Annotated in this window: 13 protein-coding genes; 1 reads left to right on the forward strand and 12 read right to left on the reverse strand. The window is 71.7% G+C overall.

What is annotated here, in order from left to right:
- Positions 1-49: 49 nt before the first annotated feature.
- From ACFW9Z_RS16020 to ACFW9Z_RS16060, 9 genes are all read right to left on the reverse strand, one after another.
- Positions 50-1,219 carry an acyltransferase family protein gene (locus ACFW9Z_RS16020; protein WP_384640321.1) on the reverse strand — a complete coding sequence of 390 codons (1,170 nt, stop codon included), beginning with the start codon at positions 1,217-1,219 and terminating at the stop codon, positions 50-52.
- 188 nt (positions 1,220-1,407) lie between these two features.
- Complete coding sequence (locus ACFW9Z_RS16025) at positions 1,408-1,833, reverse strand: hypothetical protein (protein WP_384640324.1); 426 nt, start codon at positions 1,831-1,833, stop codon at positions 1,408-1,410.
- On the reverse strand, positions 1,830-3,326 hold the full coding sequence (locus tag ACFW9Z_RS16030) for a hypothetical protein (protein WP_384640327.1): 1,497 nt from the start codon (positions 3,324-3,326) through the stop codon (positions 1,830-1,832). Before ACFW9Z_RS16030 ends, ACFW9Z_RS16025 begins: the two co-directional genes overlap by 4 nt.
- Before the next feature lie 31 nt (positions 3,327-3,357).
- Positions 3,358-4,551, reverse strand: a complete 1,194-nt coding sequence (locus ACFW9Z_RS16035; protein WP_384640330.1) for an OmpA family protein — start codon at positions 4,549-4,551, stop codon at positions 3,358-3,360.
- A gap of 110 nt (positions 4,552-4,661) precedes the next feature.
- Positions 4,662-5,564: a hypothetical protein gene (locus ACFW9Z_RS16040; protein ID WP_384640332.1), complete on the reverse strand. Its 903-nt coding sequence runs from the start codon at positions 5,562-5,564 to the stop codon at positions 4,662-4,664.
- 137 nt (positions 5,565-5,701) lie between these two features.
- Positions 5,702-7,939: a hypothetical protein gene (locus ACFW9Z_RS16045; RefSeq protein ID WP_384640335.1), complete on the reverse strand. Its 2,238-nt coding sequence runs from the start codon at positions 7,937-7,939 to the stop codon at positions 5,702-5,704.
- Entirely contained in the window at positions 7,936-8,616 is a 681-nt protein-coding gene (locus ACFW9Z_RS16050) for a toll/interleukin-1 receptor domain-containing protein (RefSeq protein WP_384640338.1), read from the reverse strand. The genes ACFW9Z_RS16045 and ACFW9Z_RS16050 overlap by 4 nt, the downstream gene beginning before the upstream one ends.
- A gap of 339 nt (positions 8,617-8,955) precedes the next feature.
- Positions 8,956-10,344 (reverse strand): helix-turn-helix domain-containing protein, encoded by a 1,389-nt coding sequence (locus ACFW9Z_RS16055; RefSeq protein WP_384640341.1) that lies wholly within the window; start codon positions 10,342-10,344, stop codon positions 8,956-8,958.
- A 151-nt stretch (positions 10,345-10,495) separates the two neighbouring features.
- Positions 10,496-10,981 carry an HIT family protein gene (locus ACFW9Z_RS16060; protein ID WP_384640343.1) on the reverse strand — a complete coding sequence of 162 codons (486 nt, stop codon included), beginning with the start codon at positions 10,979-10,981 and terminating at the stop codon, positions 10,496-10,498.
- Positions 10,982-11,403: 422 nt separating this feature from the next.
- On the opposite strand from ACFW9Z_RS16060, the gene ACFW9Z_RS16065 reads away from it, so the two are divergent.
- Positions 11,404-13,302: a restriction endonuclease gene (locus tag ACFW9Z_RS16065; protein WP_384640345.1), complete on the forward strand. Its 1,899-nt coding sequence runs from the start codon at positions 11,404-11,406 to the stop codon at positions 13,300-13,302.
- A gap of 152 nt (positions 13,303-13,454) precedes the next feature.
- Here ACFW9Z_RS16065 and ACFW9Z_RS16070 read toward each other — a convergent pair whose 3' ends face one another.
- The 3 genes from ACFW9Z_RS16070 to ACFW9Z_RS16080 form a co-directional block, all read right to left on the reverse strand.
- Entirely contained in the window at positions 13,455-15,062 is a 1,608-nt protein-coding gene (locus ACFW9Z_RS16070) for an alpha/beta hydrolase (protein ID WP_384640347.1), read from the reverse strand.
- Between the two features lie 205 nt (positions 15,063-15,267).
- Positions 15,268-16,128 carry an aminoglycoside phosphotransferase family protein gene (locus ACFW9Z_RS16075; RefSeq protein ID WP_384640350.1) on the reverse strand — a complete coding sequence of 287 codons (861 nt, stop codon included), beginning with the start codon at positions 16,126-16,128 and terminating at the stop codon, positions 15,268-15,270.
- 346 nt (positions 16,129-16,474) lie between these two features.
- Positions 16,475-17,416, reverse strand: a complete 942-nt coding sequence (locus ACFW9Z_RS16080) for an adhesin (protein WP_384640353.1) — start codon at positions 17,414-17,416, stop codon at positions 16,475-16,477.
- Positions 17,417-17,424 lie beyond the last annotated feature (8 nt).

A 17,424-nucleotide genomic window follows, 5' to 3' on the forward strand; every position in this document is an offset into this window, starting at 1 on the left:
GGGGGGCTACGGCGTACGCGCGAGCTACGAGCTACGGGGTGCGCACGGGTTACGGCGTACGCACGGGCTCCGGCTCCTGTACGGGCGGCGGTGCCGGTGGTACGTCGGCGGGGGGCCGGTCCCGTTGCTGCTGGGGGCCGGGGGTGGCCGGGGCGAAGAGCCAGCCGGTGGGCGGGCGGGTCAGGGGGCGGACCAGGCGGCGTACGGGCGGGGAGCCGAGCACCATCGTCAGCAGGATCGCGCACAGCACCAGGCCGACGATCTCCACCGGGGTGTTCACCCGCGCTATCCAGCCCAGTTCCCGGAACGGCAGGATGACCAGCGGGTGCAGCAGGTAGATCGTGAACCCGCCCGCGCCCAGCGTGGTGATCAGCGGCAGCCGCCGCCGGGGCATCAGCCGCAGCATGCAGAGCACCAGGGCCGCGGCCGAGGCCAGCACCAGCAGCCGGATGAGCCAGGCCCACTCCAGGCTCAGCGGGTCGGCGGCGGAGTAGGGGTGGCGCATGGAGAGCCAGTTGCCCTTGATGTCCCTGTGCCAGAGCCACCCCACGACGCAGGAGGCGGCGATCCCGGCGACCGCCGCGTACAGGCTCCAGCGGCTGGTGAACCAGGTGCCCAGACCCCCCTGGCCGATCCGCCAGCCGAGGTAGAACAGCGGCAGGTAGACCAGCGTACGGCTCGCCGAGTAGGCCAGCCCGAACTCGTCCACGTACCCCACGGCGAGGGCCACACCCGTGGTGACGAGCAGGGGGTGACGCAGCTGGACCACCAGCGGAAGGAGCAGCCGCCAAAAGAAGAGGGACATCAAGAACCAGAGTGTCCACGGCAGTTGGACGATATGCACGGTGAACTCGTCGCCCAGCCAGTACTTCTCCAGCGAGTAGAGCAGGCTGAACGCGAGGGCGGGCAGCACGATGCTCTGGAGCAGGGTGCGCAGGGAACGGGGGCCGAGCGGGCCCGCGCTGCTGAACACCCCGGCCAGCATGACGAAGGCGGGCACCCGGAAGGCCCAGCTGGCAATGTGGAAGGAGTGGAGCGCGTCCTCTCGCGCCATGATGCTGCCGCCGGTGTGCAGGATCACGATCAGCGTGGCGGAGAGGAACCGGGCGTTGTCCCACCACGGGTTCCTGGCCCGGTCCGCCCCGCCCGCACGGCTGGCGGAGGCGGAGGCGGAGGCGGAGGCGGCGAGGGTGGCCTGTCCGGGGAGTGGCTTGTCCATCGTGGCGGCAGGCTCCTGACAGCGGCTCGGCAGCGGAAGTGGCCGGCGGCACTGGTGTTCTGTTCGACGGGCCAGGACACACCGTGCCGATCTCCGTGAAGGGCTCGGTTGCCGGATCGGGTTCGTACGGTGAACTCCACATGCACACCAGGGGCCCGGCGCCCTCCCCGCCGGGGCGTGAGAGGGCCCTACCAGCCCCCCACCAGCGAGGCGGCCACCAGCAGGTCGATCAGGGCCAGGATCCCGTGGAACAGCAGCATCGTCCGGGACAGCGCCACCGCCCGCCAGGCCACCGGGGTCCCATGACGCTCGGCGTCCATGGTGAAGAGGGGCACAGGGCCCTCGGCGGTGGGAGCGGACGCGCGTTCGTAGAGGGAGCGGAAGAGCCGTTCCTGTCCGAGGTAGAAGCTGTCCAGCAGCCAGAAGCCCGCGGTCATCATCAGCGCGGCCACCACCACCGTCCAGGTCGGCCTACTGCTCGAAACGGCGACGAGCGCTCCGCTCAGCGTCATGCTCCAGCCCTTGATCAGGAAGGAGTTGGTCCCGAGCCGGGCGATGGTGTGCTGCAGGAACTCCAGATGCTTGACCCGCTCCTCCCCGAGGAGCGCGCTCACGCGGAGCCCTCGGCCACGTCGGTCTCCCGTACGCCCGACTCCCGTACGTCGGTCTCCCGTACGCCCGACTCCCGTACGTCTGACTCCTGTACGCCCGACTCCTGTACGTCCGACTCCCGTACGGCGGTGTCGTCTTCGGTCTCCCACTGGCTGTTCAGCCGCGCGGCCACCTCTTCGAGGCGGTCGTGCAGCTTCGACGGGGCGTGGGCGTTCAGCACCTCCCTGATCTCGTCGAGCAGTTCCAGCCGGAGACGCGGTGAGGTGTCGGCCGGCGGGAGGCCCGACCGCTCGTCCTCCTCCGGGTACGGCCAGACCGTCATGCCCAGCGGGAAGTCGAAGCCGCCCGCCGCCCCCGTCCTGGCCCGCTCCTCCACCAGGGCGATGCAGGCGTCGTCGAGCGTGCGGCGGGCCCGGTCCTCCGCGACCACCATCGCGGACCGCAGCGAGGACCAGGGTGTGACGTGCAGGGCCAGCTCCTTCCGGGCGGCCTCCAGCACGGACCCCGCGGACCTCTCCGTCTTCTCCGTGGCCTTCCGGACCTCCCGGGCCCGGTCCGCGTACGGGTTGTGGGCCAGGATCTTGGCCATGATCGCGGAGGCGCTGAGCGTGAGGAGGAGCACCACCACGGCCGGGCGGTAGGCCTCCAGGTGGGGGTGGTCATCGGCGGAGTAGGTGGTCCGCAGGTAGGCCCACACCGCCACCATTCCCAGGATGCCGGCCGTCAGCAGGACCGGAACCGTCATGTTCGGCCAGGGCAGATCCGAGTCCGCCCGCTTCTCGGTCAGCGGCTCCTCACGCCTCCACCGATCGCGTACGGCGGTGCGAAGGCCGGTACGCCGTCGCTCCGGCTTCCGGTCCGCACGCGTCCTGAACCGGAACACGGAGTCCGCGAGCAGAGTGCCCGCCGCCAGCAGGCACACGGTGATCCCGACGCCCGGCAGATAGGCGAGATACCACTCCAGTGAGCCCTCTCCGGCGAGTACGACCTCCTGCACGATCTTCGCGATGAAAGCGGCCTCGAACACCGCACTGGCCAGCAGGCTCAACCCGAGCACCCACCGCCACAGGACGGGGGACCGTCTCAGATCCTCGGGGCCGTCCGTGGCGTGCTCGCGCTCCAGCCGCCGGGCGCTCCGGCGGGCCCGGGCCGGTGACCGGCCCATGGTGAAGCGTTCCACGGCCTCGATCCCGCCACGGACCCGCTCGGCGGAGCCGAGCACCTTCGCGGCAGTGGCGCCGAGCTCCGCCTGAGCCTCGGCCAGTTGGGTGTTGGCGGTCCTGAACGCCCGCATCAGCACCGCGCGTTCCCTGCTGTCCGTCCGGTCGACCAGCCGCCCGGCCGGCCCGGCGGGCTCGGTGCCGGTTCCGGTGAACGGATCGCCGCTCCCCCGGACGGACAGCGTCAGAAACTCACGGCCGCAGGGCTTCGCCGCCTGATAGCGCGCGCCGTTCGGCCGCGTGTCGTTCGGTGCTGTCTCCCCATTGACGCTCATGAACCGCTACCGCCTCCCCGTTCGTCACCTGTTACTTCGTCACCACGATGTCGACCCGGCGGTCGCACTGAAGTGCCTCGTCCGCGTTGCGGGTGCCGCTCCCGGCGACCGGCTCGGGGCAGGCGCCGGCCAGCCCGCGTCCGTACGCCGTCACACCGGGCACCCCGTGGGCCGTCAGCACCTCCGCGACGGCGTCCGCCCGCTGCTGGGAGAGCAGCAGGTTGTTCCCGGACCCGCCGCGTGGATCGACGTAGCCGAGCACCTGCACCTCCGCCCCGGGGCTGTTCCGCACCTCCACCGCGATCTCGGTGACCCTCTCCATGCCCTGCTCCCTGATCACCGCGGAGTCCGGGTCGAACAGCGCGGCCCCGGGGATCGGGTACGTCCGTGCGTGCCCCGCACCGAAACGGACCACCGGGTCCACGGGCGGCTTCGGTTGGGACGCCCGGCGCAGCGTTTCGGGTACGGGGGTGTCGACGGCACGGCAGTCCTCGGCCCCCGCCGGCTTCGGGTGGGTCTCCGCGCACAGGCGGAGCCAGAGCCGGTTCAGCCAGCTCGCCTGGGCCGGGGTGGGGGCGGGCTGGGCGCCTGCCGTACGGCCCAGACCCACGAAGGTGACCCGCACACCCGCCAGCGACTCCTCCGCCAGCTCGGCGGCGGCACGGCAGACGTTGGCGAAGGCGTCGATCTCCTTGTCGTCGTCGAACCGTGAGGGGCGCAGGTCGGCGCAGCCCGCGGTGGAGAGGCCGTCGGTGAGGACGATCAGCTCGTTGACCCCCGATCCGTCCCCGTTTCCGGAGTCGCTGTTTCCGGAGTCGCTGTTTCCGGAGTCCTCGCGTCCGGAGTCCTCGTCCAGGACGGCGGCGGCCGACCGGATGGCGGCGAGGATGTCGGTACCGCCGCTCCCGGGGACCGTCTGCTGCGCCCGGGACAGGCGCTTCTCCAGGCAGCCGGGGGCGTCCTCCTTGCGCCGGTCCCGGTTGCCCGGGTTGTCGTTCTTCCAGATCCAGTCGGTCGACAGCCTCAGGGCGGGCCACTCGACGTCTCCCCCGCCGCCGAAGGCCCCCAGCGAGACGGTGTTCCTGGCCTGCACCGCCTTCTCCAGATACGGGGTGACGGCCTTGGTGTGGTCCCGGCCCCGGTCGGCCGCCGTCGCACCGCGCAGGGACGCCGAGACGTCCGCGAGGATCACCGTGTGGGAGCGGCCCGGGGATGTCTTCTCCATCCAGTCGCACTTCCCGGCGGAAGGCGTCTTCCCGCCACAGGACGTGAGGCCCGCGGACAGGAGCGCGACCACGAGAACGGGGGCCAGGCGTCGGGCCGCTCCGGGGGCCCTCACTGGGAGGCCCCTTCCGAGCCGGAGCCGGAAGCGGAACCGGAGCCCGTACCGGAACCGGAACCGGAAGCAGAACCCGAGCCGGAGCCCGTACCGGAAGCGGAACCAGACCCCGATCCCGAACCGGCCTCCGCCTCCGCCTCCCCCGCCCCTGCCGTCTCCGAGATCGCCCACGCGAACGGCGAGACGCCCATCTGCTTGCAGAAGCTGCTGAGGGCCTTGTCGTAGGCGTTGGCGAACTCGTACAGCCCCACCTGGTCGTGCTCCTTGGCCGCCTGGCCGAGCACCCGGGCCAGCGCCTCGGTTCCGGTGCGCCGGGTCTCGCGCAGCGCCTTCATCGTGGCGGCGAAGTCGCGGTCGGCGAGCGGGGCGACGAAGGGAGCCAGGAACTGCCGTTCCACCGCGCCCGGTTCGTCGGTCATCTCCAGCGTGGTGACCACGTCGATCCAGATCTCCGTGAGGGCCGCCGCGTGCTGGGCCTTGAGCTCACCGAGCCGGTGCTCCTCCCTCATCCGCAGCTCGGTCAGCCGGAACGGCCGTACGTGGTCCCGCAGCGCGGGATCGCTCCGCACCCGGACGGAGGCCCGGCAGCTGATCACGCCCTTGTCCTCGGTGTAGCACCACGCCTCGCCGAGCCTGCGGTTGATGGCCTCCTCCGCCGCGACCGGGTCGGCCGGGTCGTAGGAGCGGGCGATGCCCCAGGCCCGCCGGAGCAGTTCGCGGCGGGCCGGCTCCTCCAGGGCCGCCGCCCGTTCTCCCAGCTCCTCGAACGACATCTCCGTACTGCGCCAGCGGAAGTGCGGGGTCAAGTGGAACTCGAACACATCGTCCCGCGCGGCCACCGTCATCGGCACACCGTGGAGGGGCAGTTCGGCTATCGCCTCGTCCCGTACGGGTTCCACGAACGTACTGGGCAGGGCGTCAGGCGCCGGGGGCCCGGGCGCCCGAGTCCGGGTGGGGCGTTCCCCCTCCGCGGCGCCGGGGTCTCCCCGCCACCAGTCACGGATACTGGCAAAGAGGCCTTTTCGTACGGCCATGGCTACTTCCTCTCTCCGGGCCCGGCGCTGCCGAGCGTGATGGACCGCTGGATGGTTCGCAGGACCGCGGATTCCGGCCGCCGCAGACGCCACAGCCCCAGGTGGAACAGGGCCCGTCCGCGCAGCGGCCCATGGAGGACCCGGGGGACGATCTCCTCGAACAGCCGCTCAAGGCCCTCGTCGCCCTCCGCGCCCGTCAGCCACCGCTCCAGAAGCGTCCAGGTGCGGGCCGATGTCTCCTGCGTGGTCAGGGCCCGGCGCAGCAGGCTCACCAGCAGGTGCCGACGGCGCTCGTCGGCCAGCGCGAGCTCCGCGAGCGCCGGTCTGCCGCGCCGGGGAGTACGTACGGTGAACCGGCCCAGCGCGAGCATCGAGCGGACCGCGTGCTGCGGCAGGTAGTCGTCCGCCGAGGTGATCCAGGCGTCCAGCTCGTCGGCGACCGGGTCCACCGGCCCTTCCAGGAAGAGCGAGGCCATGGAGAAGGCGACCGCGTTGCTGGACGCCAGCTGGGGCTTGGTGCCCAGCCGGCGGAGTTCCCGCAGGGCGACCGGCAGGTCCTGGAGCCCCACGGTGGTCCCGTACGTACGGGCGGCGCTGTTGTGCAGCCCCTGGTTGTGGCCCCCCGTCCAGTTCTTGAGGCGCGAGGCCACCCGCCGGGACAGGGCCTCCTGCGAGGCGGCCATCTCCAGCGCCAGGGCGGCGCACTGCTGGTGCACCGACGAACGGCCGACGGCCCAGGGGTGGACCGTCTCTCGGTAGACGAAGTCGAAGTCGAACCGCATGAGGATGCCGACGATCTCGGCCACGCGGACCCTGATCCGTTCGGGGACACGGGACTTTCTGGTGGTGTTCCTGGAGACGATCGCCTCCAGCCATCGCAGCAGCGGCTTCTGGAGGTCGCCGTAGCTGTGCCAGGCGACCTCCAGCAGGGCGGGCAGCAGCTCCGGGTTCACCAGCGCGGCCCGGCGCGGACCGTCGGCGCGTACGGTCGTCGCCCAGGTCTCGGGCGCCCGCATCTCGCGCGGGACGAGGCGGTCCATCTCCCGGGCGAAGACGAGGTTCACGGGTTCCGTGTCCCGGGTCTCGAAGCGCGGCAGCACCGTACCGCTCAGCAGGTTGCCCGTCTCGATGACGTCCGCCAGTGGATGGCCGTGGAAGCAGGCGTACGCGATCCGGATCGCCTGCCGGTGCGGGTCCAGCAGCGCATCGGGGTCGGAGGCGTTACCCGGGCTGAGCAACTGCCGTGCGAGCAGCGGCAGTCGGTCACGCCACTCACCGATGGCCCCGGCGATGTCGGCTTCGTCGGAGTGGATGTGCCCGGCGAGCTTCCGTGCCAGCCGTACGACCTCCGCCACGGAGGCCGCCATGCCCAGCGCCCGCTCGATCCGCCGCTCGCCCGCCAGCCGCGCGATGTACGCCTCCACGTCGGCCGGACGGCACCCCCGGCCGACGGTGCAGTGGCCGCGGTGGGTGGCCAGCAGGGCCCGCAGATGCGCCTCCAGCACGGCGGAGAGATCGGGGCGCCCGTGCTCGAACACCAGGTGCTGGGGCCAGTCGGTCCCGTAGGGGGCCAGCTCGCCGATGACGACGACGTACGCCCCCGCGAGCGTGGCGCGCCGGGCGAGCGTCTCCAGCGTACGGACGCCGTACGGCTGCGCCCCGACGTCCACCACGTACCCCCGGCCCTCACCGAGCAACGTCTCCGCCTGCTCGTACGCGCCTTGCAGGACGTCACCCTCGTCACGGTGCAGGGTGTGCAGCGCGTACCGGGCGCAGAACGCGGCCAGCAGGGTGGCGGCCGTCGCGTAGCGGCCGGTGCCGGGCGGCCCCTGAAGGACCACGAGGCGGTGCTCCTTGAGGCTCAGGGCCATGTCGGCATGGCCGGCGACCTTCTCGTGGACGCCGAGGAGGGCGTCCGCCTCGAAGGGGATCGCCCAGACCTCGGAGGAGGGCGGGGCGGACTCGCCGTGGTAGTTCTCCACGTAGAAGGCTCTGCCGTGCTTGCCGGTGCTGACCGCGCTCCGCCTGGCCTTCAGCAGGCTGTGCTCACGGGCCGCCCGGTGCTCGGCGAAGTCGACCTGGCCGCCGTCGAACGGGTCCTCGGCCGCCATCGCCTCGTTCTTGTAGGTGGAGTCGGTGGAGCCGGTGCCGCCGCTCGCCGGGGCGGGGAGCGGCTCCTGTCCGGGGAGGTCCGCTGAGTCCGGAGGGTCCTCACCGTCCGGCATCGGTGGTTCGGTCATGATGCGCCTTTCCGCTTGGTGGCCTTGGGGGACTTGGTGGCCTTGGCGAACTCAGAGGACTTGGCGGGCTTGGGGGACTTGGCGGGCTCCGCCGGGGCGTTCTCGTAATAGGTGGCATCCCCTTGCGCGATGGCCGATCGCTCCGCCTTCCTGATATACGTTCCGCCGCCGCTTTCCCGCTTTTTACCGGACTTCTGGTCCTTCTTCGCCGGAACGTGCCGCCGGAGTTCCTTGACCAACGGCTTCACATCGATATGCGTATACGGCACCCTCACCCGCGCAGCCTGACGTTGGCTGAGCCGGGCGATGTCCTCGGGAAGTTCGTCGGCTCCGGGCAGGTCGGAATCCAGATCCAGCAGCACGGGGATGACGAGCTTCCGCTGTTCCAGGGATGTCCGGATCTCCTCCCGTACAAAGTCGTGTGCCAGGTCGATCCGGCGCTTTCCGGTGCCCTTCTCCTTCAGGCGCAGCCACTTTGACCCGATGAGCACGAGGAGCACCGTGCTCTTCTCCAACTGCGCGCGCAGCTCCGGCGGGAAGTCCGTGCCCGCGCCCATGTTTCGGCGGTCACGGAAGACGCGGCTCTTTCCGAAGACCTTGAGGAGTTCGCCGTCGATGGCAACTGCGGCTTCATCTCCGTCACCGGTCCGGTAGTTGATGAAAATCCCAGCCATCATGAGCCTTCTTTCTCGGCGGGAACTCTCGGGAACCGGAGAAGAGTCGCGGGAGTCCGCGAGAGTTCGGGGAGGGGAGCCATCGGATGGAATGGCTGTGGCCGGCCGTGTGAAGAGCCGGGAAATGTGAGACTCGCAGTGTGTTCAGGAGCGGTCAAGAGTTGCCCGCGCCCAATTCACGGGGAAACGGAACACACCTCGGGCAGTCAATGGCGGTGCGTCACAGCGCATGTGGGCGCACCCGGAAGACATCCGGGTACGACGGAGGAGCGGCCGAGTACGCAGGTGTGCGGACAGGGGCCGAGGCGTGGTTCGCTCGGTTCGCGTGGTGGTGAGGAGCGGTCAGATGAAGGGCGGCGGGGTGTGTCCCCGCACATGTCCCCCCGTATGGAGTGCGGCCGCGATGTGGTGGGACGCCTGCCGGGCGTCGGAGTGGCGCGGCCACCTGTTGAGCGCGCGGTTCAGCCGGCGGAGGTCGGCACGGATCGTGGCCGAGTCCAGGACGACCACCGACGCGGTGACGGCTTCGGTCATCGCGCAGGCCTCCGCGAGCTCCCCGGCCTCGGCCAGGGCCAGCATGAGGCGGGCACCGTAGCGCGCCCTCGCCCGCCGGGCCTCGGCCGGGATCGTCTCCAGACCCCCCGCGAGCACGTCCACCGCTTCGGCCGACCGGCCCAGGTCGTGCATGCACCAGCCGGAGACGAACTCCGCCGGTCCGGCCAGGTGGGCACTGCCCGGCACCGGATCACCCCCGGCAGCGGCGACGGCCCCGGCCGCCTGACCCGCCGTCCGGCTCGCCGCCTGACCCGCCGCCTCCCCCGCCCCTTCTTCCGCCAGCAGCTCCGCCGCACGGCCCAACGCGCCGAGACACGCGGCGTCATGGCCCATGAGCGCATGGCCCTGGGCCTCCCGCTGCGCCGCCAGGCCACGGACGCGCGCACTCCGTGACTGGGCGTCGGCGCGGCGCGCCAGCTCGACCACGGAGCGGGCGTCATCGCGGTAGAGCGCCATCTCGGCGCGCCGGATCAGTGTGTAGGCGACGAACTCCGTGTCGTCGGCGGCAGTGGCGAGGGCCGCCGCCCGCCCGTTCCACCACAGCGCACCGAGCTCGTCGTCCGCCTCCTGGGTCATCCACCCCGCGTACTCCGCGAACCTGGCCGCGAGCCGCAGTGCGGCGGCCCGGTCGGCCGGATGCGCCGATCCGGCGATGCCGCGCAGGGAGTTGATGGAGGAGGCGAGGATCTCCCTGACCGCCATCGGCCCGAACACCTGCCCCAGCGAACGGCATTCGTCGTAGAGGCGCCGGAAGTGCCCCAGCGCGCGGGCCACTTCGGCACTGCCGACCGGCGCGGAGGTAAGGCACCAGGTCAACTCGACCGACTGGGAGTCGGGTTGGCCAGGCATCGCCTGATCGGGAGCGAGAAGGTCGTGCACTCCACCGGTCGAGCGACGCGGGGTCGCCCACGGCGCTCCCCCATCCACAGGGCCGTCGGATATCGGAGGCTTCCTGGGGGCCTTCGCGTGGACCAGGTCACGGAGGGCGCCGCCTGCCGACAACTCGTGGTCGCACCTCTGGGCCAGGGCGACACTCGCGTTCTTCTCCCCCCGCTCCACCTTGCTCAGGTGGCTCGCGGAGAAGCGGACCGCACGGGCCAGGGCCCGGAGGGACACCCCGGCCGCCTCCCTGCGGCGCCGTAACTCCACGCCGAACGTCACTGAACCACGCGCCATTGCATGCTCCCTCATTCAGCCCGCACAGGCCGGATTCAGCCTATCTGTGGACTGTCTGATTCACGTCTTATCCCGGGAATGACGAACCAAACTCGATCTGATCAACAGATGTGAGCCATGTCCCGACAATCTGTCAGCTGACTGCAATCTGTCAGCTGACCGCTTCGTGATCTTTCCCCCGGGTCCCCGGCGACCACGGCAGCGCCAGCCCGTCGCCCCCGCGACGAGGCAGAAGGTGCAGGTGGAGGTGGAACACGGACTGTGTCGCGTCCCTCCCCCGGGAGGTGATGATGTTGCACGGCCCCAGCTCGGCGGCGAGTTCCGCCGCGCGCAGCATCGTCGCGGCCGAGACCTCCGGATCGACGCCGACATCGGCCACATGGGTCTTCGGGATCACCAGCGTGTGCCCGGCCGTCACCCCGTCCGTCGGCGCGATGGCGAGCGTGTCCGGCCATTCCCGGACGACGTGGGCCGGTGCCGTACCGGCCACGATGGCGCAGAACGGACATGCCGACGTACGGGCGGGGCGGGTGGGGCGGGTGGGGCGGGCGGCGGAGTGGGGGGTCCGGAGGGGGCGGCCGGCTCGTGGGGACGAGGGGGCGGCGGCCGGCGGACCGGCGGGAAATTCTGTACTCACAGCAGGAATACCCTCGTTCTCACGGGAGTCGGCGACACGCGCGCAGGCGGTCCGCCCATGTTCTCCCGGACCGCCACGGGCGCAAGTCCGCACCCGCCCACGCCTCCTGCGTACGGGCAACTGTGCCAAGGGCATGGGCGCACGGCAGGTTGCCGACTAGAGTCGCTCCATCACTGCTGGTTATGGGGCCAGGACTCGATGCGCATGCGCCGAGCCGCTGGTGGGGAGGGCCTGTAGAGCATGAGCCGTCGCTCCAATGGGTTGGTCGGTGTCTGGGCCGAAGCGCAGCGCCAACAGCAACGCCGACAAGAGGCGCAAGCCGGATACCAGCGGGACCTGGAGAGGCAGGAGCGCGCCCGGCAACGCGAGATCGCGTCCAGATCGCGGCGTTCGCGCCCGGACAGCTCGCGCAGCCCATCCGTATGCCGGATCAGAACCAGTACCAGCCGCAGGGAGGCTGGACCACCGCCCGACGGGCTCAGGCCCAGGCGGAAGCGCGGTCCCGGTTCGAGCGGGACTGGCAGGCCGCGCAGGTCGCGGAGGCGCAGCGGCAGCAGCAGTTGGCCGCCTACCGGCAGCAGTACGAGCAGTGGGCCGCAGGCAAGTTGGGCGAGATCCACCGGCACAACGCCGCCATCACGGACATGACGACGGGGCTGCGCAACGGGGACCCCGAAGCGGCCGTGGAGTACTTCTCCGCCGCCCTCTACGCCTCGACCGGCTGGCCGGCGGGCCTGCCCCGTCAGGTGGCGGCAGCGTACGACTCCGGAGCGCGGCAGCTCGTGCTGAACTGGGAACTGCCCCGGTACGACGTCGTCCCGGAGGCGAAGTCGGCGCGCTACATGATCAACGCCGATCAGGTGAAGGACTCGCCCCGGCCGGTCACACAGCGCCGCACCCTCTACCGGGACGTCCTCGCACAGTGCCTCCTGCTGGTGTTGCGCGATCTCTTCGCGGCCGATGAGTTCGGTGCGCTGGAGTCGGTCGCGCTGAACGGGTTCGTGGACGATCACGACCCGACGACCGGCCGTCGGACGCCCATGTTCCTCGGTACGGTCATGGTGTCGCGTTCGGCCTTCGCCGCGCTGCATCTGGAACAGGTGAACGCCGTCAACTGCCTGGTGGACGGGTTGCGGGGGCAGTTGTCGACGCGCCCCGACCAGTACGCGCCCGTACGGCCCGGCCGACTGCCCGAAAGCGTCGGCAACGGGGTCGTCACCCATGGGGGCGACGAAGAGCCGGATCTGTACGAGATGGACCCCATCGCCTTCGAAACGCTGGTCGCCGAACTCTTCCGGGCCATGGGCATGCAGGCCGTGACCACACAGCGCTCGAACGACGGCGGCGTGGACGTCGATGCCCTGGACCCGGCCCCGATCCGCGGCGGCAAGATCGTCGTCCAGGTCAAGCGCTACCGCAACACCGTGCCGCCGACAGCCGTCCGCGACCTGTACGGCACCGTCCAGGACGCCGGGGCCAACAAGGGCGTACTGGTCACGACCTCCCGGTTCGGCCCCGGCGCGCACACCTTCGCCAACGGCAAGCCCCTGGAGCTGGTCGCGGGCTCCGAACTTGTCGACCTGCTCCACCGCCACGGCCTCCGCGGCCGACTGGGCAACGGGGACGGCGGGGCGGGCAGGGCGGACGGGACCAGCGGGGACGGGCACAGTGCGGACAGGCACGGCGCGGACGGGCCGGTGCCCACCCAGCGGACAGCACCGGACAGCGAGACCGGTAGCGGTAGCGGTAGCGGCGGCAGAAGCGAGAACGACCGCGGGGTCGACAGCAGGAACAGCAGCGGGAAGGGGAACGGGAAGGGAAACGGGGCGAACGACGACGACCACAACGTACTGGGCATGTACTGGTCGGGCAGCGTCGCCCTGGATGTCTGCGCCCTCGTGTGCCACGGCAACCGGGTCCTGGACGACGACCACTTCGTCTTCTACAACAACCCCCGGACACCCGACGGCACGGTCCGCGCGCTCACTCCCCTGGCTCCGGACAAGGCCGCCATCCAGGTCTCCTTCGACGCCCTGCCCGCACGCGCGGACCGCCTGGTCGTCATCGCCGCGATCGATCCCGTCGTCAACCCTTCGGCCGATCTCGCCGGGTTCACCGGCGCCGGAATCCGGCTGCTCGACGCCGAGGGCACACCTCTCGACCAGCTGGACGTCTCCGACGGCCGCGACGACGAGACCGCCCTCGTCCTGGGATCCTTCCGGCGCCGCGCCAACGGCGACTGGGAGTTCGTCACCGGTGGGCGCGGCTACCGGGGCGGGCTGGAGGAGCTGGTCCAGGACTACGGCATCGAGGTGGAGTAGCCCCCCTGCTTCACTTCACAGGACTCACGGGACTCACGGCTTCACGGCTCCCGGCTTCACGGCTCCCGGGCTCCACCGCCTCACCGCGTCACCGCCTTACCGTGTCGCCGTGTCGCCGTGTCGCCGCCTCACCGCGTCGCCACCTCACCGCGTCACTTCACGCAGACCTCGTCCTTCCTGGGCAGCTTGCCCGTCTCCAGGTACCGGTTGACCTTCCTGTCCACGCAGGCGTTCCCGTACTCCCCGTACAGCCCGTGGCGGTTGGCGCCCTTGAGGGTGAGGAGCCTGGAGCCGGGCAGTTGGTGGTGGAGGGCGACGCTGCTCCGGTAGGTGGTGCGGGGGTCGCCGGTGGCGGCGACTATCAGGGCCGGGGCGTCGTGGCGTATGCGGGTGGGGTGCTCGCGCGGGGGGTTCCAGAACGCGCACGGGCCGATGTTCTCGGTGAGGGGGCCGAACAGGGGGTGCGCGGCGCGGGTGCGTTGAATGTCCCGCCAGTAGACCTCCGGATCGCGCGGGGCCGGCGCGTCCCCGCAGATGATCGCCATCTGGACACTGCCGGAGGGCGAGTCCGCGCCGCTCAGCGTGGCGCGGAGCATCTCCGCGAACTCCGGTGACGGGCTCGCGGGGCGGCCCTTCGCGGCCTTGGCCAGTACGGAGACCTGCTCGGCCAGGAACGCCCGGGACCCGTCGGTGTCGTCGGCCACGCCCATGAAGAGGAACAGCGGTATGTGGGTGTCGTCGAGCCGGAAGACCTCCGGTGCGGTGCCGATCGTCAGGGGGCCGCGCGCCGCCCTCGCCATCACGCCGTCGATGGTGGCGAGCACGGCGGTACGGGTGCGGCCGAGGCCGTAGGCGGTGTGACGGTCCGCCGCCCAGGCGGCCCAGGCGGAGAGCGCCCGCTCGTTCTCCCCTACCGTGCCCTTCAGCAGCCGGGGGCCGTAGTCATCCGGGGCCACCGCTCCGTCCAGGACCACCCGGTCGTGGCGTCCGGGGAACATCTGGGTGTAGACCGTGCCCAGGTAGGTGCCGTACGAATAGCCCAGGTAGGAGATCTTCCGCTCGCCCAGCGCACCCCGGATGACGTCCATGTCGCGGGCGGTGTTGCGCGTGGTGACGTGCGGCAGGACCGAGCCGTTGGTGGCGCGGCACTTCTCGGCGAGGCTCTTGCTCAGGGCCACTTGGCGGTCGAAGCCCGCCCGGCCCGCACCGGCCGAGAACCAGGTGAAGCTGACGGGCCAGCCGCAGTCCAGCGGAGTGCTGCGGCCGACGAAGCGCGGGTCGAATCCGACGATGTCGTAGCGGGAGCCGACCCCCTTCATCGCCTTGCGGATGCCCGGCGGGGACTCCACGGCCGTACCGCCGGGGCCGCCGTTGTTGAGGAGGATCGCGCCGATGCGGTGGCGGGTGTCCGTGGCCTTGAGCCGGGAGATCGCGACCGTGATCGTCCGGCCCCGGGGTGCGGAGTAGTCCAGCGGAACGGTCACGTCCGCGCACTGCACGCCCGCCCGGTCGAGCTCGCGCCCCACCGTGTCGTCGGGAGCCTGTAGGCAACTGCCCCAGGCAAGGCGTTGGCTGTAGTAGCGGTCGAGTCCGGCTCCGGCACGATGGTCGGCGGCCTGGCTGCCCGCCGCCGTCGGCGCCCTGCCGTCGAAGGGCGCGGCCAGGGCCGGCGACGCGGTGAGGCCCAGGGCGAGCACGAGCACTGCGGCTGCGGCACTGCGGGCCGCCTGGCTGTGGGTGATCTTCTCTGCGTATCTCACCCATCCGACGTTAGAAGCGCGGGCGTTCGCCCTCACTACGGCTGTCCCCCCTCTTCAAGGGGGGACAGCTCTCCCTTGCCGGACGAACCTCGAACCGAACCCCGAACGAACCCTGAACGGCCCCTAAGCGAGCCCTGAAAGAGCCCTGAGCGCAAGCCCTGAGCGCGAGCCCTGAATGAGCCTCGGCAGGCAGGACTGTGCGCGGTCACCGGGCGAGAATCTCCCCGGTCACCCACCATGCGTTCCTCGCCATCACCGGGTTCGACTCCCGGTAGGCCGCGAGCTCCATCAGCGCGATGGACAGGGCCCAGCCGCGCCCCCGCGCCCAGCTCGCATCGTCGGCCCCGACCTCCGTACGGAACGTCTCCCGGGCCCCGGCGGGCAGCAGGTACCAGGCGGCAATCAGGTCGACGGCCGGGTCGGCCAGGCCCATGCACGCGAAGTCGATCACTCCCGCGAGGCGGCCTTCCGCCACCAGGACGTTGCCCGGCTGGAGGTCCCCGTTCACCCACACGGGCGCGCCCGTGAAGACCGGGGCGGCCAGCGCCTCGTCCCAGGCCGCGACGGCCGCCCCCGCGTCGAGGACGCCGTCCAGCTCGGCGATCACCGTACGTGTCACGCCGTCCCGGGACGCCAGGGGTTCGCCCCGGTAGGCGCGCGGGCCGCCCGTGGTGTCGATGCGGCGCAGCGCGAGAACGAACTCCGCCAGGTCGACCGCGAGGAGTTCCGGCCCCCAAGTCCCTTCACCCGGAACGGGGTTCACGCCCTCCAGCCAGGTGCACACCGACCAGGCCCAGGGGAAGCCCTCGGCCGGAACCCCCTGGGCCAGCGGCGCCGGAACGGGCACGGGCAGTCGCGGAGCCAGACGGGGCAGCCAGCGGTGTTCCGTCGCCACGTCCGCCGCGCTCCCCTCCGTACGCGGCAGCCGTACCGCCTTGTCGTCGCCCAGGCGGTAGACGGCGTTCGCCGTCCCGCTCGCGTCGACCGCCTTCACCGGCAGGTCCGCCCAGTGCGGGAACTGGGCGGCGATCAGCGTACGTACGAGAGTGGCGGAGTCGCGGTTCACACGGTGAGTGAACCAGGCGGGCCCGAGGCGGCACAACGCCGTTCCGGGCCCCTGGCTCGCGCGGCTCCCGGGGCCCTCGCGTTCGCCCGGGATCTGCTCGCGGCCGCCGCAGCAAACCCCGCCGTCCGCGATCGTCGTCGATGTCGGCGTCGGCGACGAGAGGCGGTGGGCGGTGGGCGGTCGCCTAAGCCAACGCGGCCTGGGCCAGCGGATGTTACGACGCCGATCCGGACCGAGCCCTGGACACCGTACTGCGGGCCGCCCGCCGGTCCGGCCGCCGAACTCTCCTCGTACGACCGTGACTTCACCCGGAGCAGGCCGTGAAGCGCCCCGCAGGCCAGGCACCTCAGCGGCAGGCGACCCGCATCTGTGCCGCCGCGTGGTGCGCCCCCACCCGGTCCGCCGCGCCCCAGTCCCGGCCCCGGTCGATGAGGCGTACGGCGAACGTGTCGCCCTTGACCGGATAGTCGCCGACTTCGACGGGGCGCCCCCGGTGCTGCGTCTGGCGCACCGCGAACCCGGTGTACGCCGACTCCGCGTCGTCCGGGTCGGAGAGCACCCGGTAGACGCTCGGGTCGCCCGCCACATCGCGGTCGCTGCCGTCCCCGGTCACCGAGGGCACGAACACGGTCAGCGCGCACACGCGGTAGCCGTCGCCCAGGTGCCAGGACCAGGTGGCGGTGGAGCGCCGGTCCTCCGTGGGGCTGCCCGACATCGGGACGGCGCTGAACCGGCCGTCGCAGCCGCCGCCGGTGAAGCCGCCGGAGGCCACCGTGTACCAGCCCGCCTCGCCCCTCTCGAAGCGGCCGTCCTCCCGGTACTCCCCCGCCGCGCATCCCGGCCCCGCCCACCCCGTGAAGCGGTGCCCCTCCCCATCCGGCTCCTCGGTCTCCGGGGTCCCGGAGGTCACCTCGGGCGCGGGCTCCGGCACCCCCGAGGCGTCCTCCCCCGGCCCGATCCGGCTCGGCGCCCCGCCCCCGACCCGGTCCGGCAGCGCGCCCGCCATCCCCGCCGCGTCCGTACGGCTGCTGCCTGCGCCGCCCACACCCCCGCCGCCGGACAGGAGCAGCGTGGCCACCGCCGCCAGTCCTCCGGCGGCCACCACGGCTCCCGCCGCCAGGGCGGCCTTACGTCGTCGGGGCAGCGTGGAGACGCGGCCCGTCAGGGTCTCGTGTGCGATCCAGGAACCGTCGCCGGCCGTCGTACGGGAACGGGCCGCCCCGCATCCGGAGCAGACCATTCCTGGCAGCGCGCCGCGTTGGCCGCCGCCGCAGTGTTGGCACCTCATGCCAGGAC

This window comes from Streptomyces sp. NPDC059452, assembly GCF_042750035.1.
GTDB lineage: Bacteria > Actinomycetota > Actinomycetes > Streptomycetales > Streptomycetaceae > Streptomyces.